Annotated in this window: 16 protein-coding genes and 2 pseudogenes; 7 read left to right on the top strand and 11 right to left on the bottom strand. The window is 71.7% G+C overall.

What is annotated here, in order from left to right; genetic code table 11:
* Positions 1-207 precede the first annotated feature (207 nt).
* The 3 genes from ACFCZF_RS29090 to ACFCZF_RS29080 all read left to right on the top strand — a co-directional run bounded on the left by ACFCZF_RS29090 (position 208) and on the right by ACFCZF_RS29080 (position 2,137).
* Positions 208-912 carry a hemolysin III family protein gene (locus ACFCZF_RS29090; protein ID WP_375914952.1) on the top strand — a complete coding sequence of 235 codons (705 nt, stop codon included), beginning with the start codon at positions 208-210 and terminating at the stop codon, positions 910-912.
* A 78-nt stretch (positions 913-990) separates the two neighbouring features.
* Positions 991-1,722 carry a Mut7-C RNAse domain-containing protein gene (locus ACFCZF_RS29085; RefSeq protein ID WP_376674150.1) on the top strand — a complete coding sequence of 244 codons (732 nt, stop codon included), beginning with the start codon at positions 991-993 and terminating at the stop codon, positions 1,720-1,722.
* Positions 1,723-1,783: 61 nt separating this feature from the next.
* Positions 1,784-2,137 carry a hypothetical protein gene (locus ACFCZF_RS29080; protein ID WP_376674149.1) on the top strand — a complete coding sequence of 118 codons (354 nt, stop codon included), beginning with the start codon at positions 1,784-1,786 and terminating at the stop codon, positions 2,135-2,137.
* Here the strand turns inward: ACFCZF_RS29080 and ACFCZF_RS29075 are convergent.
* The 4 genes and pseudogenes from ACFCZF_RS29075 to ACFCZF_RS29060 form a co-directional block, all read right to left on the bottom strand.
* A pseudogene (locus ACFCZF_RS29075) lies at positions 2,124-2,354 on the bottom strand (hypothetical protein); the annotation flags it as partial. The gene ACFCZF_RS29080 and the pseudogene ACFCZF_RS29075 overlap by 14 nt on opposite strands.
* Positions 2,267-2,602 carry a hypothetical protein gene (locus ACFCZF_RS29070; RefSeq protein ID WP_376674172.1) on the bottom strand — a complete coding sequence of 112 codons (336 nt, stop codon included), beginning with the start codon at positions 2,600-2,602 and terminating at the stop codon, positions 2,267-2,269. The gene ACFCZF_RS29070 and the pseudogene ACFCZF_RS29075, both read right to left, overlap by 88 nt.
* Positions 2,599-3,789 (bottom strand): glycosyltransferase, encoded by a 1,191-nt coding sequence (locus tag ACFCZF_RS29065; RefSeq protein ID WP_376674148.1) that lies wholly within the window; start codon positions 3,787-3,789, stop codon positions 2,599-2,601. Before ACFCZF_RS29065 ends, ACFCZF_RS29070 begins: the two co-directional genes overlap by 4 nt.
* Positions 3,786-4,401: pseudogene (locus tag ACFCZF_RS29060) on the bottom strand (hypothetical protein); the annotation flags it as partial. The gene ACFCZF_RS29065 and the pseudogene ACFCZF_RS29060, both read right to left, overlap by 4 nt.
* Before the next feature lie 201 nt (positions 4,402-4,602).
* On the opposite strand from ACFCZF_RS29060, the gene ACFCZF_RS29055 reads away from it, so the two are divergent.
* Entirely contained in the window at positions 4,603-6,231 is a 1,629-nt protein-coding gene (locus tag ACFCZF_RS29055) for an IS200/IS605 family accessory protein TnpB-related protein (RefSeq protein WP_376674147.1), read from the top strand.
* Positions 6,232-6,351: 120 nt separating this feature from the next.
* Here the strand turns inward: ACFCZF_RS29055 and ACFCZF_RS29050 are convergent, their stop codons facing one another.
* The 5 genes from ACFCZF_RS29050 to ACFCZF_RS29030 form a co-directional block, all read right to left on the bottom strand.
* Positions 6,352-8,394 carry a thioredoxin domain-containing protein gene (locus ACFCZF_RS29050; RefSeq protein WP_376674146.1) on the bottom strand — a complete coding sequence of 681 codons (2,043 nt, stop codon included), beginning with the start codon at positions 8,392-8,394 and terminating at the stop codon, positions 6,352-6,354.
* 106 nt (positions 8,395-8,500) lie between these two features.
* On the bottom strand, positions 8,501-9,004 hold the full coding sequence (locus tag ACFCZF_RS29045) for a nucleoside deaminase (RefSeq protein WP_376674145.1): 504 nt from the start codon (positions 9,002-9,004) through the stop codon (positions 8,501-8,503).
* Positions 9,005-9,173: 169 nt separating this feature from the next.
* Positions 9,174-10,088 carry a xanthine dehydrogenase accessory protein XdhC gene (xdhC, locus tag ACFCZF_RS29040; RefSeq protein ID WP_376674171.1) on the bottom strand — a complete coding sequence of 305 codons (915 nt, stop codon included), beginning with the start codon at positions 10,086-10,088 and terminating at the stop codon, positions 9,174-9,176.
* Position 10,089: 1 nt separating this feature from the next.
* Complete coding sequence (gene xdhB, locus ACFCZF_RS29035; protein ID WP_376674144.1) at positions 10,090-12,549, bottom strand: xanthine dehydrogenase molybdopterin binding subunit; 2,460 nt, start codon at positions 12,547-12,549, stop codon at positions 10,090-10,092.
* Positions 12,546-14,090 carry a xanthine dehydrogenase small subunit gene (locus ACFCZF_RS29030; protein ID WP_376674143.1) on the bottom strand — a complete coding sequence of 515 codons (1,545 nt, stop codon included), beginning with the start codon at positions 14,088-14,090 and terminating at the stop codon, positions 12,546-12,548. Before ACFCZF_RS29030 ends, xdhB begins: the two co-directional genes overlap by 4 nt.
* 558 nt (positions 14,091-14,648) lie before the next feature.
* Between ACFCZF_RS29030 and ACFCZF_RS29025 the strand changes: the two genes are divergently transcribed.
* Positions 14,649-17,852 (top strand): tetratricopeptide repeat protein, encoded by a 3,204-nt coding sequence (locus tag ACFCZF_RS29025; protein WP_376674142.1) that lies wholly within the window; start codon positions 14,649-14,651, stop codon positions 17,850-17,852.
* A 127-nt stretch (positions 17,853-17,979) separates the two neighbouring features.
* On the opposite strand, the gene ACFCZF_RS29020 is transcribed toward ACFCZF_RS29025, so the two are convergent.
* Positions 17,980-18,240: a hypothetical protein gene (locus tag ACFCZF_RS29020; RefSeq protein WP_376674141.1), complete on the bottom strand. Its 261-nt coding sequence runs from the start codon at positions 18,238-18,240 to the stop codon at positions 17,980-17,982.
* Positions 18,233-19,114 carry a mycothiol conjugate amidase Mca gene (gene mca / locus ACFCZF_RS29015; RefSeq protein ID WP_375914916.1) on the bottom strand — a complete coding sequence of 294 codons (882 nt, stop codon included), beginning with the start codon at positions 19,112-19,114 and terminating at the stop codon, positions 18,233-18,235. Before mca ends, ACFCZF_RS29020 begins: the two co-directional genes overlap by 8 nt.
* A gap of 214 nt (positions 19,115-19,328) precedes the next feature.
* Between mca and ACFCZF_RS29010 the strand changes: the two genes are divergently transcribed.
* Positions 19,329-19,727, top strand: a complete 399-nt coding sequence (locus ACFCZF_RS29010) for a DUF4307 domain-containing protein (protein WP_375914914.1) — start codon at positions 19,329-19,331, stop codon at positions 19,725-19,727.
* A gap of 181 nt (positions 19,728-19,908) precedes the next feature.
* Positions 19,909-20,406: a transcription elongation factor GreA gene (gene greA, locus ACFCZF_RS29005; protein ID WP_055418146.1), complete on the top strand. Its 498-nt coding sequence runs from the start codon at positions 19,909-19,911 to the stop codon at positions 20,404-20,406.
* Positions 20,407-20,433: the final 27 nt, after the last annotated feature.

Here is a 20,433-nt window from a genome sequence, read left to right as displayed (position 1 = left end):
GCGCTCATCCGGTGTCGACCGCACTCATTTGATCATCCGACGTGAGCGCCCATCTGTCCAGGGGGCGTCACACCTGAGCGGCGTGAGGATCGCCACGTGCACGCATCGGGAGTGCGCGGCCGGGTACCCCGTGAGACGATGACCACTCAGCGTCCACGAACGTCCGTACTGATGCGTAACTTACGGTCCCGTAGGTACGATGCCTCCATGACTGCGTCCGCCTCCGACGCGCCCAGGGACACGCCCGCCGACGGCCGCGGTCCCGTAGCGCTCTCCCTGCCGCATCCGGTCAAGCCGAAGCTGCGCGGCTGGCTGCATCTCGGTATGTTCCCGGCCGTACTCGTCGCGGGCCTGGTGCTCACCGCCCTCGCCGAGTCGACCGAAGCACGCGTCGCCTGCGGGATCTACGTCCTCACGGCCTGCCTGCTGTTCGGCGTCAGCGCGCTCTACCACCGGGGCGACTGGAGCCCGCGGATGGACGGCGTACTGCGCCGCCTCGACCACGCCAACATCTTCCTGATCATCGCGGGCACCTACACGCCGCTCACGATGCTTCTGCTGCCGGAGGCCAAGGGGCAGTGGCTGCTGTGGGGCATCTGGGCCGCCGCGGCGGCGGGCATCCTCTTCCGCGTCTTCTGGGTCGGCGCCCCGCGCTGGCTCTACACGCCCTGCTACCTCGCCATGGGCTGGGCGGCCGTCTTCTACCTGCCGGAATTCATGCGGGCCGGCGGCATCGCCGTGCTGGTCCTGGTGATCGTCGGCGGCCTGCTCTACAGCGCGGGCGGCGTGATCTACGGCCTCAAGCGGCCCAACCCGTCACCGCGCTGGTTCGGCTTCCACGAGGTCTTCCACTCCTTCACGCTGGCGGCCTTCATCGCGCACTACGTGGGGATCTCGCTGGTCGCGTACTAGACGCTCCGGCCCGCACGGCCCGCCGGCCCGCCGGAAAAGGGCTGAGGCCGCGTCTCTCCCCCGTGGCATCCTGGCCCGGTGAACGGTCCCGAGATCCACGTCGAGTTCGCCCCCGAACTGCATCTGTTCGTGCCGCGCGCCCGTCCCACCGGCGCCGCCCGCGCGGCCACCGACGGCGTCTCCACGCTCGGCCATGTCGTCGAGTCCCTCGGCGTCCCGCTGACCGAGGTCGGCACGCTCCTCGTGGACGGCCGCGAGGTGCCGCCCGGACACGTCCCCACGGGCGGCGAGTCGGTGAGCGTACGGCCCGTGGAACGCCCCCAGCGGGTCCCGGGCGCTCCCCTGCGCTTCCTGCTCGACGTGCACCTCGGCACCCTCGCCCGCCGGCTGCGGCTGCTCGGCGTGGACACGGCGTACGAGTCGACGGACCTCGGCGACCCGGCGCTCGCGGCGCTGTCGGCGGCCGAGAAGCGGGTCATGCTCAGCCGCGACCGCGGCCTGCTGCGCCGCCGGGAACTGTGGGCCGGCGCCTACGTCTACAGCACCCGCCCCGAGGACCAGCTCCAGGAGGTCCTGGACCGGTTCCGGCCCGAGCTGCGCCCGTGGACGAGGTGCACCGCCTGCAACGGACTGCTGAAGGAGGCCACCAAGGAGGAGGTGGCGGACCAGCTCAAGGGAGGGACCGAGCGATCGTACGACGTGTTCGCGAAGTGCCGCGCGTGCGGGCGCGCGTACTGGAAGGGCGCGCACCACGAGCAGTTGGAGGCCATCGTGGAGGCGGCGGTGCGCCGGAGTACTCACGGAGGTTGAGTACGGCGGTTGAGTACGCGGACCGATCACCGGGGGCCACCGGCGCGCTGTGATGGACGGCATGAGCACCCCGCCCTCACCCGCCGCACCGCAGCCCGCCGCCGCACCCCAGCCCGCCGCCCGCGCCCTGACCGGGTGGTCCGTGGCCGGGCTCGTCCTGCTCCTGCCGACCGTCGTCGTCGCGTGGCTCGCCGTGCTCGCCACCGAACGGGGCGGCCGCTGTCTGACGTACGGCGAACAGTGCTCGACCGTGCCGGGCGAGGCGCTGTGGGCCTGCTTCTGGGCGGCGGGAACCCTGGGCGTACTGGCACTGGCGTGGCCCCGCACCCGGTGGACGTCCGCCAGGTGCGGGGCCGTCGCCCTGCAGTGGGGTGCTCAGCTCACACTGGGCGCGCTGATCCTCAGCGGCGCCTGACGTCCCCCTTCCCGCAGGCGGTGCCGTCCCCGTTCGGGTCCAAGCGCAGCGGGTCGTCCTGGCCGTTGACCGCCAGGCGGCCGTAGTCGTTGCGCTTCAGCCAGTCGCAGCGGGCGGCCGTCGTCTTCTTCACCTCGGCCGGGAAGGCGGTCGGCACGCAGACGTTGGCGGAACCGTAGTGCCGGTCGCAGCCGGAGACGGTGGGGCTGACCGGTTGGTGCCGGTGTGGGCGTCGGCGACCGTCTCGAAGGTGAAGTCGTTGTCGCCCCAGCCGGACTTCGACCAGCAGTACGGCATGTCGCCGGTGCCGGCGGTCTCGAAGCCGGGGTTGGTGATCAGGTTGGCGGCGGAGGCGGGCTGGGGTGCGGTGAGCAGGAGGCCGCCGGTGAGGGCGGACACCGCCAGGAGGGCGGAGGTTCTCCTTCGGGGGACCCTGCGAGGGCCCCTTCGCGGTCTGCTTCTCATGCCTCACTCCTTGCTGTGCGGGCCGTACGACGTCGGCGCGGGAGGTACACGAGCGCCTCCGTCCCGGCGAAGCGCAGGACGAAGGTGATGACGAGGGCCAGGGCGGTGGCCGGCAGCACGGTCAGCCCGAACTCCCCGACGAGCAGAGCGATGAGCGGTATGCGCAGCACCAGGTCGGCGTTGGCGATCAGCCCGAACCGCAGGGTCCGGTCGGCCCAGTGCCGGTGCCGGCGCCGGTCGCGGAACAGCAGCCGCTCCAGGAGCAGGAAGTTCCAGGCCACGCCGAACTGGTTGGCGACGATCTCGGCGGGGAGGTAGTGCAGCCCGGCCTCGGTGAGCGCCCACAGCGCGGCGAGGTTCGGGACGAAGCCGCTCAGGCCGATCAGGCCGAAGACGACCATGCGGGCCAGCGGCGAGGTGGTGCGCAGTCCGGCCAGGTGGCGCAGGAAGCGCAGCCCCTCCCGCGCCGTGGACTTGGACTCCCCGGCGAACCGCTCCTCGAAGACGAACGGCACCTCGGTGACCGCCTGGGGGCGGCTGCGCACGGCGAGTTCGAGGAGGATCTTGTAGCCGAGCGGCTTGAGGACCTCGGCGGTGACCTCGCTGCGGCGGATGGCGAAGAAGCCGCTCATCGGGTCGCTGAGGCCGTGCAGCCGACGCGGGAAGAGCGCCTTGGTCAGCCAGGTCGCCGCGCGCGAGACGGCGATCCGGTAGCTGCCCGCCAGCCCGGCGCGGCTGCCGCCCTTGATGTAGCGGGAGGCGACGACGAGTCCGGCGTTCGCCCGCTCGCCGGTGGCGACCAGCTCCGGCACCAGGGAGGGCGGGTGCTGGCAGTCGCCGTCCATGACGACGATCCAGTCCGACCCGGCCGCCTTCATGCCCTCGACGACCGCGCCGCCGAGCCCGCCGGACGGTTCGTCCCGGTGCAGGACGGTGACCGGGAAGGGGCAGTCGAGCGCCGCCTCGCGGATCACGTCCGGGGTGTCGTCGGTGGAGTCGTCCACGAAGACGACCTCGCAGGGCAGCCGGGCGGGTACGGACTCGGTGATCAGGTGCAGCAGCCGCCGTACGTTGCCCGACTCGTTGAAGGTCGGTACGACGATGGTGACGGCGCCCGGCTCGGGCACCTCCGAAGCGCCTACGGCCGGATGTCCCAGCTCGTCGGGGACGGTGGACTCGTGGCTCATCGGGCGGCTCCGGAGGGCTGGATGCGGCGGATCTCGATGCGGTCCGCACCGGTGCCGAAGACGGCGACCGGGGCCGAATGGTTCATGGCGGCCTTGACGTTGGGCAGGTCGACCGCGTCGCGCCGCACCGTCGGGGAGGCGACCACGTAGTCGATGTCGCGCCAGCCGCCCGGCATCGTCTTCGTCACCGCCGGGTCGAGGTCCGCCTTGTAGAACCAGATGACCCCGAGCCCGGGTTCGTAGCCGGCGTGCACGAGGTCCAGCCAGAGCGCGTCGTCGACGAGGACGCGGGTGTCTTCCGGGTTCGGCACCTCGGTCGCCAGCCAGTCGGCGGCGGCCTCGTAGGGGGCGTTGGCGACCGTTAGGGCCGGTCCGGCAAACGCCCGTGCGGTGACCGACCAGCGCCAGGTGGCCAGCAGGAGCAGCGCCCCGGCGAGGCCGCCGAGCGGCAGGACGCGGTCGTAGTACAGCCAGGACTGGGGGACACCCCAGGAGCCGGAGCCCTCGTCGAGGATGAAGCCGGAGCCGGGGCGGGTCAGCTGGTACTCGATGCCCTCCCACAGGGACACGTGTCCGCTGCCCGGCAGCGGCTCCCTTGAGCAGGGCGAACAGGAGGTTGGGAATTGCTGGCTTTTGACTGTTCCAGAGTGTGTTCTGGCATGTGTGAATGAGTGCGGCGGCGTGGTCCGGGGGAATGCGCCCTATTGCCCCGCGGGAGGGAACGGAAGTCCGCGTGTCGAATGTGTGACCTCTGACGGGTGCGCTCGTTGGGTGTGGTGAGCGCGTTTCCGGGGCTTGTCGGGGGGTGTAGGGGTGGGTGGTCTGCGGAAGCTTGCGGCGCCGTTCGTCGCACGGGCCCCGTCGGGAGCGACGGTCCGTACCCGGCTCAAGCAGCTCACCGCCGTGGACGTGGAGGTGCTGCGGCGGGTGGGCGCGCATTTGGGCACGCTGGCCTCTCGTGATCTGAAGGCGCGCTGCCGTGACGGCCTGGACCACGATGCCGGGGCCTGGGCGGTGCGTAAGCGTGAGCTGACGCCTTCGTCGTCTGCCCGGTGGGCGGGCGCGATCACGAAGGCGTCGCATGATCAGTGGGCGCTGGCCCGCCGCTGCGCTCTCGTCCGTATCCAGTCCCTGGAGGCGGGCGTGCGGACCGTGCGGCATCGGTTGTCACTACCGGTCGGACAGAAGGGTTCGAAGAAGGCGCCGGGTGGTTACCGCAGCAGGCGAGAATGGCATGCCAAGGCCCGCCGCCTCCACGTACTGGAGTGCCAGCTGGAGCGAACACGCGCCGACTGGGCGGCCGGGACCGTGCACGTGGTGCGGGGCGGCAGGCGCCTGGCCCGCACCCGGCATCACCTGCCCGCCACCCCACTCACCGACCGTCAATGGCGCGAACGCTGGGAAGCGGCACGGTGGTTCCTACAGGCGGACGGGGAGAGCGGGAAACGGTTCGGGAACGAGACCCTCCGCATCAGCCCCGCCGGTGAGGTCAGCATCAAGCTGCCCGCCCCGCTCAAGGAGTTGGCCAATGCTCCGCATGGCCGGTACGTCCTCACCGGCCGGGTGACGTTTGCGCACCGCGGGCAGGAGTGGGCCGACCGCGTGGCAGCCAACCGGGCCGTCGCCTACCGCATCCACCACGACGTAACCCGCGACCGCTGGTACGTAACAGCGTCCTGGCAGATTCCCGTGTCCAGGACCGTTCCCCTGGCCGCGGCGCTGGCCGACGGTGTGATCGGGGTCGACATGAACGCCGACCACCTCGCCGCCTGGCGCCTCGACACCCACGGCAACCCCACCGGAAGCCCCCGACGGTTCTCCTACGACCTGACCGGACCAGCCGGTCGCCGGGATGCGCAGGTCCGCCACGCCCTGACCCGGCTCCTGCACTGGGCCAGGTCCTGCGGCGTGAAGGCGATCGCCGTCGAGGACCTGGACTTCACGGCGGAGAAGACCCGGGAGAAGCACGGCGGCAGGAAACGGTTCCGGCAGCTGATCTCCGGTATGCCCACCGGCCGGCTCCGCGCCCGCCTCACCGCCATGGCCGACCAGACAGGGATCACGGTCATCGCCGTCGACCCCGCCTACACCTCGAAGTGGGGCGCCCAGCACTGGCAGAAGCCACTGACCAGCACCACCCGCAAGACCACCCGTCACGATGCCGCGAGCATCGCGATCGGACGACGCGCCCAAGGGTTCCCGGTCCGGCGTCGGACGGCACCGCCCCGTGCACACCAGAGTGATGTGCACAGGCATCGGACCGTCCAGGCCCCACCGGAAATCCCTGGGCGTGAGGGACCCCGCCCTCGCGTTCCCGGACCACGGACACGATCCGTGCCGCCGGACGCGGAACGAACGCGGGCGACCAGGACACCCAAAACCGTTCGGGATGTCCGCAGTGTGCAGGAATGGGTCCAAGACTCACTCCTGCACACTGAATAGGAACGGTAACCTGTGAAACTCATAAGGTGTTTGGGTGAAGAGCGTGTTTCCTCACAATGAGGACCGGGTCTGAACAATTCGCCCGCCGGTCGCGTTCCGGATGCTTCCGTTTATGTCGTTTTAGCTGTTCAGAACCGTACGCAGCGTGGCGCGCAGGCGTTCCGGGTCGGTCGTCGGCGCGTCACAGGTGAAGTTCCGGCAGACGTACGCGGCCGGTGCCCCGTCCACCAGGGGCCGGTCGGCGAGCAGGGGGAACTCGTCGCTCCGCTCGGCACCGAAGGCGACGACCGCGCCGGGCGCCGTCCCCAGAAGTGCCGTACGGTGCAGGCCCTTCGCGGCGCCGTCGCTCAACGCCGGTCCGACGACGGCGACTTCGCGGGGCCCGTCGAGCAGGGCCTCGGCGGCGGCCAGCCCCCAGCCGACGAAGCGCGGGACCCGCGGGCCGAGCGCCTTCACCACGCCCAGGGCTTGCTCGGCGGCGGTGCGGTGCGGCTCGGAGCCGGTGTGCGCGGCGTAGGACAGCAGGGCGCCCGCGGCGGCGGTCCAGCCGGACGGAGTGGCGTTGTCGGTGGGGTCCTGCGGGCGGCGGATCAGCTGTTCGGCGTCGGCCGCGGTGTCGTAGAGGGAGCCGGATGCGTCGGTGAAGCGGGTGATGACGTGGTCGAGCAGCAGCCCGGCGAAGTCCAGCCAGACGCCCTCCCCAGTGACCGACGCGAGCGCGAGGAAGCCCTCCGCCACGTCGGCGTAGTCCTCCAGTACTCCCGCGTTGGCGCCCGCCCGGCCGTCCTTGCTGGTGCGGAAGAGCCGGGCCTGCTCGTCGAGGTGCAGCCGCACGAGCAGGTCGGCGGCGGCGACGGCGGCCTCCACCAGGTCGGGGCGTTCGAAGTAGGCGCCCGTCTCGGCGAGCGCGGCGATCGCGAGGCCGTTCCAGGCGGCGACCACCTTGTCGTCCCGGCCCGGGGCGGGGCGCCCGTCCCGCGCGGCCAGCAGCCGCTCCCGGACGGAGCCGATCCGCTCGGCGTCGAACACGCCCTCCTGCTGCGGCAGTTGCAGCACGGAGGACCCGTGCTCGAAGGTGCCCTCCTCGGTCACCCCGAAGTACTGCGCGGCGAGTGCGGCATCGTCGGCGCCGAGGACCTCGGTGAGCTGCGCGGGCGTCCACACGTAGTACGCGCCCTCGACGTGCCGGCCCGTGCCGTCGTCGCTGTCCGCGTCCAGCGCGGAGGCGAAACCGCCCTCGGCGGTGCGCAGTTCACGCACCATGAAGTCGGCGGTCTCCAGGGCGACGCGGCGGGCGAGCTCACTGCCCGTGGCACGCCAGAGGTGGGCGTAGACGCGGCACAGCAGGGCGTTGTCGTAGAGCATCTTCTCGAAGTGGGGAACGACCCACTCGCGGTCGACGGAGTAACGGGCGAAGCCGCCGCCCAGCTGGTCGTAGATGCCGCCGCGCGCCATCCGCTCGCAGGTGTCGCGCGCCATCTCCAGGGCGCCGTCGGCGCCGGTGCGGGCGTGGTGGCGCAGCAGGAACTCGACCACCATGGACGGCGGGAACTTCGGGGCCCCGCCGAACCCGCCGCGCTGCGGGTCGTACTCCCGGGTCAGCCCGAGCAGCGCCTGTCCGAGCTCCGCCTCGCCGGGCGGCTGCGCGTCGCCGTAGGAGATCTCCCGCCCCGCGAGGTCCCGCACGATCTTCCCGGCGACCTCGGTGACCTCGTCCCGCCGTTCCGCCCAGGCCTGCCCGACGCCCTGAAGTACCTGGCGGAAGGACGGCATGCCGTGCCGGGGCTCGGGCGGGTAGTAGGTGCCGAAGTAGAAGGGCTCGGCGTCCGGCGTCAGGAACACGGTCATGGGCCAGCCGCCCTGCCCGGTCGCCGCCTGCACGGCCTCCATGTAGACGGCGTCGACGTCGGGGCGCTCCTCGCGGTCGACCTTGACGCTCACGAAGTGGGAGTTGAGGAACTCGGCCGTCGGACCGTCCTCGAAGGACTCGTGCGCCATCACGTGGCACCAGTGGCAGCTGCTGTAGCCGACGCTGAGCAGCACCGGCACGTCCCGCCGCCGGGCCTCCTCGAACGCCTCGTCCGACCAGGGCCACCAGTCGACGGGGTTGTCGGCGTGCTGAAGGAGATAGGGGGACGTCTCGTGCGCCAGTCGGTTCGGCATACCCCCATCCTCGCGCACGCGCCGCCGCCCCGCCGAAACGCCACGGGGAGGGACGCGCGGACGGGGCAGCCGGCACCACGAAGGGGGCTCCTTCAGCGGTTGATCTCTAGTAGTCGACGCGGTCCGTCTTGGCGATCCACGCGTCGAACGGCTGGGTGCGGTAGGGCAGGTCGAGGTGCTGGACGGACATCGGCCACATCTCCTGGGGCCGCTTCTCGAACAGGTCGTAGAACTTGCGGTCGTCGAAGCCGGCCACGGCGGCGTCGTGGCGGTCGGCGGAGAAGATGAGCCGGTCGACGCGCGCCCACAGGGAGGAGGACAGGCACATCGGGCAGGGCTCGCAGGACGTGACGAGGGTGCAGCCTTCCAGGCTGAAGGTGCCGAGCTTCTGGCAGGCGGCGCGGATGGCGCTGACCTCGGCGTGGGCGGTGGGGTCGAGGCCGGCGGTGACCCGGTTGTTGGCGAGCGCGACGATCTCGCCGTCCTTGGCGACGAGCGCGCCGAAGGGGCCGCCACCGTTCGCCACGCTGGTGGTGGCGAGCTCGATGGCCTGGTCCATCCAGGCGCGCTCGGCCTCGCGGATGCCGGTCTCGACGGTGTGGGTGGTCATGGGTGTCCCCTAGTTGGCGTGTGGGTGGGCCCGCGGACGCCCTTCGGCGCGGTTCGGGGCGTCCGCGGATTTTCAGCCTGTACGGGGAGTACACATCCTGCCGATCACAACCGGCCAGAGGCCGAAGGCACGAACAGCGGGCTGGCCGGGAACGGTGCTTCGTAGCTTCCTACAAGGACCGGTCGGGGCTGCGTTCGTCGGCCGGACGGCGCTTGGCGGGCGCGGGCGAGGACGCGGGCGAGGACGCGGGCGCGGGCGAAGGCGAAGGACCGGCGGAGTCGCCCTCGGTCTCGAAGGTGCGCAGCAGGTCGGCGGCGACGCTCACGGCGATCGTCGCGGGTTCCTTGCCGGTGATGTCGGCCAGCCCGATCGGGGTCTTGATCCGGCCGATGGTGGCCTCGTCGTGACCGCCCTCGGTGGCCAGGCGCTTGCGGAAGCGCACCCACTTGGCCGCCGATCCGATCAGCCCGATGGAACCGAGATGGGTGGTGCGCAGGGCCGCGTCGCACAGTGCGGCGTCCTCGGCGTGGTCATGGGTCATGATCAGGATGTGGGTGCCGGGCGGCAGCCGGTCCAGCACCTCCTCGGGCAGCAGCGGCGTGTGATGCACGTGCACCTGCGCCACCGCGTCCGCCAGCACGCCCAGCCGCTCCTCGGTGAGCATGTCGGAGCGGTTGTCGACCAGGTGGAGGTCGAGGTCCTGACGTGCCAGGACACGCGCCAGTTCCAGCCCGACGTGTCCGACGCCGAAGATCGCCACGGCCCGTACCACGGGCAGCGGTTCGAGCAGTACCGAGACCGTGCCGCCGCAGCACTGCACGCCGTGCTGGTTGGTCACCTTGTCGTTCAGGGCGAAGTCGATCAGTTCCGGTTCCGCCTTGGACGCGGCGATCATCTCCCGGGCCCGGTCGATCGCCACCGCCTCGACGTTCCCGCCGCCGATCGAGCCCCACGCCCCGGTCCGCCCCACGACGAGTTTCGCACCGGCGTCGCGCGGGGCGTGACCGCGCACGGTCGCGACGGTCACCAGCACGCCGGACTCCCGGCGTGCCCGCAACCGCGCGACCGCGGCGATCCATGTCATGTCAGGCACCGCTCAGCACTTCTGCGCCGGTCCGGGCCCCGCCGTCGACGTGCCCGTTTCCGGCGTGCCCGTTTCCGGCCTGGCCGTCGACGGCGGCCCCGTCGCGGGCCCGGCCGTTCGGCGAGGCGGCGCCCTGGCGGGCCGACCGGATCGCCCAGTACACCGCCTCCGGCGTCGCCGGCGAGGCCAGCTCGACGCCGACCCCGCTCGGCCCGAAGGCGGCTGCGGCCTGCCGCAACGCCTCCCGCACCGAGAACGCCAGCATCAGCGGAGGCTCACCGACCGCCTTGGACCCGAACACCGCGCCCTCTTCGGTGGCGTTCTCCAGCAGCGTGACGTTGAACTCCTCGGGCATCTCCGAGAAGCTCGGCAGCTTGTAGGTGCTGGCCGCCTGGGTCTGCAGCCGGCCGCGGTGGGGACCGTCACTGGTGTCCCAGCGCAGGTCCTCCAGCGTCAGCCAGCCCGCGCCCTGCACGAAGCCGCCCTCGACCTGACCGATGTCGATCATCGGGGAGAGGCTGTCGCCGACGTCGTGCACGATGTCCACCCGCCGGATGCGATACGCGCCGGTGAAGCCGTCCACCTCCACCTCGGTCGCGGCGGCGCCGATGGCGAAGTACTTGAACGGCGAGCCCCGGAAGGACTTGGTGTCCCAGTGCAGGCCCTCGGTCCGGTAGTAGCCGGCCGCCGACAGCTGGACGCGCTGGAAGTACGCGGTGCGCACCAGGTCGTCCCAGGCCAGCTCCTCGTCGCTGCCCAGGGCGCGCGCGACGCCCTCGACGATGCGCACGTCCGAGGCGTTCGACCCCAGCCGGCTCGCGGCCACCTGCAGCAGCCGCTCGCGCAACTGCTCACAGGCGTTCTTGATCGCCCCGCCGTTGAGGTCGGCGCCGGAACTGGCCGCGGTGGCGGAGGTGTTGGGCACCTTGTCGGTCCGCGTCGGGGCGAGGCGCACCTTGTGCAGCGGGATGCCCAGCGTGGTCGCGGCCACCTGCAGCATCTTGGTGTGCAGGCCCTGGCCCATCTCGGTGCCGCCGTGGTTGATCAGGACCGAGCCGTCCTTGTAGATCAGCACCAGCGCGCCGCCCTGGTTGAAGGCGGTGAGGTTGAACGAGATGCCGAACTTGACGCCGGTGATCGCGAGCGCCCGCTTGGTGTGCGGGTGCGCGGCGTTGAAGGCGGCGATCTCGCGCTCGCGGTCGGCGATGCCGCCGTTGTCCAGAACCTGCTGCCAGACGGCGGAGATCCGCTCGGGCTGGGTGACCGGCTGCCCGTACGGTGTCGTCTGGCCCTGGCCCGGGGTGTAGAAGTTGCGTTCCCGCAGCTCCCTGGGGTCCAGGCCGAGCTGCGGCGCGCAGCGACCCAGGATGTCCTCGATGACCAGCATGCCCTGCGGTCCGCCGAAGCCGCGGAAGGCGGTGTTGGAGACCGTGTTGGTCTTGGCGATGCGGCCGGCGACGCGCGCGTTGGGGATCCAGTAGGTGTTGTCGATGTGGCACAGCGCGCGGGCGAGGACCGGCTCGGACAGGTCCAGGCTCCAGCCGCCGTCCGCGGTCAGCGTGGCGTCCAGGGCCTGGATACGGCCCTCGGCGTCGAAGCCGATCTTCCAGGTGGCGTTGAAGCCGTGCCGCTTGCCGGACATGGTCAGGTCCTGGGTCCGGTTGAGCCGGAACCGGACCGGCCGGCCGGTCAGCTTGGCGCCGAGCGCGGCGATGGCCGCGAACCCGTGCGGCTGCATCTCCTTGCCGCCGAAGCCGCCGCCCATCCGCAGGCACTGCACGGTCACCTCGTGGGAGGGCACACCGAGCACGTGGGAGACGATCTCCTGGGTCTCCGAAGGGTGCTGGGTGCTGCTCTGGATGAACACCTGCCCGTCTTCGTCGATCTGGGCGAGCGCCGCGTGCGTCTCCAGGTAGAAGTGCTCCTGGCCGGAGAACTGGAACTCGCCGGAGAGCACGTGCGCGGAGTCGGCGAAGCCGGCGTCGACGTCGCCGTGCACCATGACGGGCCGGGCGCCGTGGTAGCTGTCCGCCGCGATCGCGTCCTGCAGCGTGATCAGGGAGGGGAACTCCTCAAGCTCCACCTCCACGGCCGCCGCGCCGAGCCGGGCCGCCTCCAGGGTCTCGCCGAGCACCCAGGCGACCGCGTGGCCGTGGAACATGACCTCGTCGGGGAAGAGCGGCTCGTCGTGCTTCATGCCGGCGTCGTTGACGCCGGGCACGTCGGCACAGGTCAGCACACGCACCACGCCCGGCACGGCGAGCGCGGGCCCGGTACGCAGCGCCGTGACCCGGCCGCGGGCCTTCATGACCTGGACCGGGTAGGCGTGCAGCACGTCCTTGGTGCGCTGGACCAGGTCGTCGGTGTACAGCGCGGCACCGGTGACGTGCTGGACGGCACTCTCGTGCGGCATCGAGACGCCGACGACGGGCTTTTCGGGAAGCTCGGACAGATGGCTCATGACGGCACCGCCTCGGTGGTCTGTGCGTACAGCTTCAGCAGGCTCTGGCCGAGCATCGCGGCGCGGTACTCGGCGCTGGCACGGTGGTCGCTCATCGGCGTGCCCTCGCCCCGCAGCACCTCGGCCGCGGCCTCGACGGTCTCCGCCGCCCACGGCTTGCCCTCCAGGGCCGCCTCGGTGGCGAGCGCGCGGACCGGGGTGGCGGCCACGCCGCCCAGACCGATGCGCGCCTTGCGCACGATCCCCGACTCGATGTCGAGCGCGAAGGCGACCGCCACGCTGGAGATGTCGTCGAAGCGCCGCTTGGCGATCTTGTGGAAGGCCGCGACCGGCGACAGCGGCAGCGGGACGCGCACCGCGCGGATCAGTTCCCCGGGACGGCGCACGCTCTGCCGGTAGCCGGTGAAGTAGTCCGCGAGCGGCACCTCGCGCTCACCGTCGGCGCCGGCGAGCACCAGCGACGCCTCCAGCGCGAGCAGCACCGGCGGACTGTCGCCGATGGGCGAGCCGGTCCCCAGGTTGCCGCCAAGGGTCGCGCCGTTGCGGATGAGCCGGGACGCGAACTGCGGGAACAACTCCGCCAGCAGCGGGACCGTTCCGTCGAGGCGGCGTTCGATCTCGGTGAGCGTCAGCGCGGCCCCGATCTCGATGTGATCGGATTCGACCCGCAGTTCCCGGAGTTCGGGCAGCCGGTCGACGGCGACCACGCAATCCGCCCGGCGGGAACGGATGTTCACCTCGACGCCCCAGTCGGTGCTTCCGGCGACCACCACGGCGTCGGGCCGCTCGCTCAGCAGCCGCAGCGTCTCGGCCAGGGTGTCCTTCCGCAGGAACGCGCTGTCGTCCTGGTGGTACTCGGTGGCGACCGGCGCGGGCGGGGACTGCTCACGGCGCTGCGCCAGCGGGTCCTCGTCGGTGGGCGCGCCGACGGCGAACGCGGCGTCGCGGATGGGGCGGTAGCCGGTGCAGCGGCACAGGTTTCCACTGAGCGCGTGCAGGTCGAAGCCGTTCGGACCGTGCTCGGCGTCGGTGCCGTCGGTACCGGCGGACGTGTCGGTCGCACCGGCGGCCGTGTCGGTCGCACCGGCGGCCGTGTCGGTCGCGCCGGTCACCTCGGAGCCCGAGCCCGCGTGCGCGCAGCGGTCGGGCCGGTAGTACTCGGCGGCCATGCTGCACACGAAGCCCGGCGTGCAGTAGCCGCACTGGGAGCCGCCGCGGACCGCCATCTCCTCCTGCACCGGGTGCAGGGTGGGCGGCGTGCCGGGCGCGCCGGCCGTGGCGAGGCCTTCGGAGGTGACGACCTCCTGACCGTCGAGCGCCGCGACCGGGACCAGGCAGGCGTTGACCGGCACCCAGTCGGTGGGCTTGTTCACCCCGGGGCGGGCCACGAGGACCGAACAGGCGCCGCACTCACCCTCGGCACAGCCCTCCTTGGTGCCGGTGAGGCCACGCTCGCGCAGGAAATCCAGCACCGTGGTGTGGGGTGCGGCCGGTGCGATCGGTGTTTCTTTCCCGTTGACCGTGATCCGTGCCGCTACCATGACAGACCTTCATTTCGACTCGGGACGGGTCGATTCATCATGTTCGCCAATTTCAGGCAGCTTTCTATGTCCAGACGCGCCGCGTAAGAGAAGCGAGCGCAGATCGGCACGCGACAGGGGCATGCCGTGAAGTGGTGAAGGGGAAACCCGGGATGTGCCTACTTACGGGCACAGATGTGCCTGCTTACGGGCACAGCGGAACGGCGTACTCAGCAGCCGTGCGCGACCCGACCCGAAACCCACACCGTGCGGCGGGCGAGGCGACCCAAGTCAGAGTTGGTGTACATCCGCCGGTCGCCTCCTATCGGTAGTCATGGGTCTGCTTCCATCGCAAATTAGTGGCTGCGGACACCGGGGTCAAGAGGGGAATTCGTCGACTTCCCGGCCACCGGGGAGGCGCTGGGGCCGGCCTTGGGGACCAGCCCCTCCCCAGGGTCTCCCCATGGCAGGACACTTGACCGAGGCACAACTGGGGAAGGACCCGGGGATGGGCCGGGAGAGTCCCAGCGAGGTCTGGGGACACCCGGGTGACACCGATGCCGCCGGAGGGGGCGCGACATGCGGGACAGTCATCGGTCGGAGGCCGAGCGGCTACTGAGGCGGGCCGTGGAGGAGGAGGTACGGCGCTCGGGCGGGCGCACGGACGGGAACGTGCTGCTGTCCCGGGCCCGCGGGTCGCTGGACGCGATGGCGGGCACGGCCGCCGAGGAGTACGAGGCCTACACCCACGCCCTCGACGAGGCGGCGGCCGGACAGCTCACCTTCCGGCAGCGCTACGCCCGGGAGGGCGCCGGCACTCCCCTGCTGGTGGCCGCCGTGGCGGCGGTCGCCGCAGTGGTGGCCGACATGGCGCTCGGCACCGGTACGGGCACGGCCGTGGGCGCGGGGGTCGCCGTCGGGGTCGTCGGCGCCGCGGCGACCGTGGTGAAGGTCGTCGGCTCGCATGTGCCTGCCGCCCATCACCGCGCCGGGGCCGTCAGCCAGCCCGGCGGGCCCGAACAGCTGCGGTTGCAGTGGCTGACGGCGCTGGAGGTACGCGGCATCCGGCCGTTCCTGGACCAGCAGCGGATGCTCGCCGCGTCCACCGGGCCGAAGAAGGCCGGGCCGAAGCTGCGGGGTGCCGACAAGAGCGCCGCGGCCCGGGGACGCAGCGCGCTGGAGCAGTCCTTCGCGCAACTCCCGGAGCCGGAGGGCACCTTCGCGGGCCGGCGGCAGGAGATGGCGCGGCTGCGGCAGTGGGTGCAGGCGGCCCGCGCGAGCACGGAGACGAAGCCGACGGTGGTCGTGCTGCACGGGGTGCCCGGCAGCGGCCGTACGACGCTCGCGGTGCGCGCCGCCCATGAGCTGCGGGACTACTTCCGCGGGGCGTGCGTGGTCGATCTGCGCGGGGACGGCCCCGCGTCGGGCGGCGAGTCGCCGCTGAGCACGCGGGACGCCCTGCTGCATCTGCTGAACCGGCTCGGCGCGCCCCGCGAGCAACTGCTGTTCCGCGAACGGTCCTCGGCGGACCAGCAGGTCAAACGGCTCAGCGAGCTGTACCACCAGCATCTGACGGGAGTCCCGGTCACCGTCGTACTCGACGACGCCTCCGACGCCGAGCAGGTGCGCACGCTGGTGCCGGAGCGGTCGGACAGCCTGGTCCTGGTCACCGCGCGGGAGCCGCTTCGGCTGCCGCCGGACCTGCCCGCCCGGGTGTACGACCTCCCCGTCGAGGCACTGGACGCGGCGGGCGCGGAGGAACTGCTGGGGGCGGCCGCCCAGGACGCGTCGGGACCCTACGACGCCGAGTCCACCGACGGGATCCTGCGGCTGTGCGGCGGCCTGCCGCTGGCGCTGCGGGTGGCGGGGTCGTCGCTGGGACCGCGCTCGCCCCGCGCCCTGGCGAGCGACCTGGGCGCGTACGGGCCGGTGGAGCCGGTCGAGCGGGCGCTGTGGCTGCGCTACACCGACCAGCCGGAGACGGCCCGGCGGCTGCTGCGCCGGCTGGCACTGGCGGGCCGCACCTCGCTGGGCGCCGCTGCCGCCGCCGCGCTGCTGGCCACGGACGAGACGGAGGCGACGCGGCAGCTGGCGGCGCTGTCGCGGGCGGGCCTCCTCGATCACGTCCGGGGCAGCCGCTACCGGCTCCACGACGTGGTACGCGCCTTCGCCCGGGCCCGGCTCGCCGACGAGGAGGAGCCTGCCGAGCGGACGGCGGCACAGGAACGGCTGATCGCCAACTACGCCGAGCTGGCCGACTCGGTACTGCGCCTGGTCGACGGCAACATGTCGACCCGCTCGAACCAGTTCGGGAGTTACGGTTTCACGTCCCTGGACGAGGCGCTGCGCTGGCTGGACGACGAGTCGAGCTTCATCACGGCGGCGCTCAGACACGCGGAGGGCGTCGACCAGGGCGCGGTGCTGAACCTGCTCGGCGCGCTGTGCGACTACTGCCTGCTGCGCGGCGACCTGTACCGGCTGGGTGAGATCAGTGAGCTGGCGCAGTCCGTGGACCAGGGGCTGCTGGTGCGTTCGGTGCAGTGGCGCACCGGTATCGCGGCCCGGCAGCTCGGCGAGCTGGACAAGGCGCGGACGACGCTCACCTCGGTGGTCGACCTCTACATGGAGGCCCACCACGACGCGGGAGCGGCCCGCGCGCTGTGCTCGCTGGGCATCACGCTGCACCACCAGGGCAACCTGACCGAGGCGGCGGCGAAGCTGCGGGAGGCGCTGGACCTCCAGGCCCCGCCCGAACTGGACACGGACCGGGCGTGGACGCTGCACGCGCTGGCGGCGGTGCAACGGGACCGGGCCCGGCTGGCGGAGGCCCTGGACCTGCTCACCGAGTCGCTGGTGCTGCACCGCGCGGGCGAGTCGGTGCACGGCCAGGCGTGGGCCCACTTCCAGCTCGGCCAGTTGCATCTGCGCATGGGCGACGTACCGCGCGCGGAGGCGGACCTGCGCGCCGCCCTGGAGCTGTACGGCCGCACCCAGGACGCCCGCGGCGAGGCCTGGGCGCTGACCCAGCTGGCGCGGGCCCGGCTGGTGGACGGCGACGCCTCCGAGGCGGTCGAGGAGCTGCGGCGGGCGGCGGCCCGGCACCGGGAGAACGAGGACGCCCGCGGCGAGGCGTGGACGGTCTACTACGTCGGCCAGGCGCTGGAGGAGACCGGCGCCCTGGACCAGTCGGTCCGCGAGCTGGAACGCTCCCGCACGATGTTCTCCCGAATGCGCGATGTGTACGGCCTGGCCTGCGCCCGGCACCACTCGGCGCGGGTCACCCGCGACCAGCGCGCCGCCCAGACCGGCTCACTGCGCAACTCCGGCTTCGCCCGCCAGCTCCTGGTCGACGCGCGTGCCGACTTCCAGCGCATCGGCGTCGGCCACGGCGAGGCGTGGACCTGCCTGGAGCTGGCGGTGGTGGACGCGGGCAACGCCCGTACGCCGCAGGCGCTGGCGCTCTGCGACGAGGCGGCGGCGCTGTTCGCGGCGTACGGCGACCGTCGGGGCGAGGACTGGGCCCGCTTCCTGCGCTGCACCCTCCTGCCGTACGCCGCCCCCGGGGGCGTGGAGGTCGGTACGGCGGTGGCGCAGGAGGAGCTGGCCCAGCTGTCCCGCGCCCGCCACCCGGCCCGGGACATCAAGCTGGACGACTACGTGGAGGCGTACCAGCTCCTCCTGGAACGGGGCGTCCAACTGGAGTCCGGCTGGCAGGCCTGGCACCTCGGCATGGTCCCGAACCGCCAGGCCCGGGAGGTGATGGGGGTGGCGGTAACGGCGTAGCCGCGGGCAGCCGTGCCGCGCAGCTGCGGGCAGTCGTGCCGCTGGGGCGGCACGGGTGGGCGCAGCGGCACCCCGCAGCGCCGGGCCGCGTCACCTACCCCCGGCCCACCCCAGCACCGCTGCGCCGCTAACCCCGCTGCGGCTTCACCGGCTCACCGCCGGCGGCCTCCGCCTCCGCCTCCGCCTCCGCGTCAGAGTCGGACGCCTCCTTGAAGTCCACCTTCCCCATGTGCCGGCTCATGGACCGCATCAGACCCCACACCGCCAGGGCCATCACCGCGAAGACGATGAACCCGAGGACACCGGGCGTGACCTTGTCCTCGTCGAGCTCGGCGAGAGTGACGAGGTGCGTCATTGCCATGCTTGCGCTTGCACTCATGTCAGGCATTGTCCCGGATGCCCGCGAAGAGGTCGTCCTCGGGGAGGGAGGTGTCCACGAGGGACTTCGCGAGCTCGTACTCCTCGGTGGGCCAGACCTCCTTCTGGATCTCCATCGGCACCCGGAACCAACCCCCGTCGGGGTCGATCTGCGTGGCGTGCGCGATCAGCGCCTTGTCCCGGATCTCGAAGAAGTCGGCGCAGGGCACGTGCGTGGTGAGCGTGCGCTCCTTGCGCTCGAACTCCGACCAGCGCTTGAGCCAGTCCCCGTAGGGCGACTCCAGGCCGCGCTCCAGCAGCGCACCGTGCAGCGCCTCGGTGCGCGGGCGGTTGAAGCCCTGGTTGTAGTACACCTTCTGCGGCTGGTACGCCGGTCCGTACTCGCTCTCCGGGTACTTCTCGGTGTCGGCCGCACCCTCGAAGGCCACCATCGTGATCTTGTGGGTCATGATGTGGTCGGGGTGCGGATAGCCGCCGTTCTCGTCGTAGGTGGTGATCACCTGGGGGCGGAAGGAGCGGATCTTCCGCACCAGCTCGCCGGCCGCCTTGTCGACGTCCTCCAGGGCGAAGCAGCCCTCCGGCAGCGGCGGCAGCGGGTCGCCCTCGGGCAGGCCGGAGTCGACGAAGCCGAGCCACTCCTGTCCCACGCCCAGGATCTCCCGGGCCTCGTCCATCTCCTTCCTGCGTACCTCGTGGATGTTCTCCTCGATGTACGCGTCGCCCTGGAGCTTGGGATTGAGGATGGAGCCGCGCTCCCCGCCCGTGCAGGTCACCACCAGCACGTCCACCCCCTCGGACACGTACTTCGCCATGGTGGCCGCGCCCTTGCTCGACTCGTCGTCGGGGTGGGCGTGCACGGCCATCAGTCGCAGCTGGTCAGTCAAGACTCAATCCTCGGTCAGTCGGCGCCCGTGTGCGTCGGCGCAATCCAATAGGTGCCGCCCCGTAGGGGCGTCCGTGAGGGGCGGCGGTCGGGTGGCGGGTGGGAGGCTTCTATAGTGACCGAATCGGGAGCCGAATAATTCCGGTGGCCGGGAAGACCGGGCGCCGGGGCCCCTTTCGGGACACGCCCGTCCCGCTCCTGCCGAGAGGACGATCATGAGTACGGCGAGCACGCAGACGCCCGAGAGCCGGTACGGCCGCTCCTCGGACGAACGGGCCGACCGCACGCTCAAGATCGTCGGCGCCGTGCTCGGTGCCGTCCTGCTCGCCGTGATCGGCTGGTTCGGCTACCACTACGTCGGACAGAACAAGATCAGCGGCGAGTTGATCGGGTTCGAGCTCGCCGAGGACTCGGTGCAGGTGCACCTGGAGGTCCGCAAGGACGCCGGTGCCGTCGGCTACTGCACGGTGCGCTCCCAGGCGGAGGACGGCGACGAGGTGGGCCGGGCCGACTTCCGCTTCGACGGGGACGCCACGCGCATCGACAAGGTCGTCACCCTGCGGACGAAGGCCGCGGGCACGACGGCCGAGCTGCTCGGCTGCCACGCGGACTGACCTCGCGGAGCCCCGCCGGCCCCAATCCATGCACGCTGACCTGCGGTGACATGAATCTGGTGGCTTATGTCCTCCCCCTTTGGCCACTGAATTGTTAGGCTCGTGGTTTCGCCCTTCCGTGAAGGAACATCCTTCTGGGTAGGGCGTTGATTTGTATTCCCAGTACCAACGAGGAGCACCCGTGACCCAGACCAGCGAGAACGTCACCTGGCTGACCCAGGAGGCGTACAACAAGCTCAAGGAGGAGCTTGAATACCTTACTGGTCCTGCGCGCACCGAGATCTCTGCCAAGATCGCCGCGGCCCGTGAGGAGGGCGACCTCCGTGAGAACGGCGGGTACCACGCGGCGAAGGAGGAGCAGGGCAAGCAGGAGCTCCGCGTGCGCCAGCTGACCCAGCTGCTCGAGAGCGCCAAGGTCGGTGAGGCTCCGGCCGCGGACGGCGCGGTGGCGCCCGGCATGGTCGTCACGATCGCCTTCGACGGTGACGAGGACGACACGCTGACCTTCCTGCTCGCCTCGCGCGAGTACGCGAGCTCGGACATCGAGACCTACTCGCCGCAGTCCCCGCTGGGCTCGGGCGTCATGGGCCACAAGGTCGGCGAGGACGCGCAGTACGAGCTGCCCAACGGCAAGCCGGCGTCCGTGAAGATCCTCAAGGCCGAGCCCTACAACGGCTGACCGGGGTCCCCTCCCCCCGGCCGGTGT

Source organism: Streptomyces sp. NPDC056296, from assembly GCF_042268605.1.
Lineage (GTDB): Bacteria > Actinomycetota > Actinomycetes > Streptomycetales > Streptomycetaceae > Streptomyces.
The sequence above is the reverse complement of the archived record's forward strand: the minus strand, read 5'-3'. Positions and strand labels throughout refer to the sequence as shown.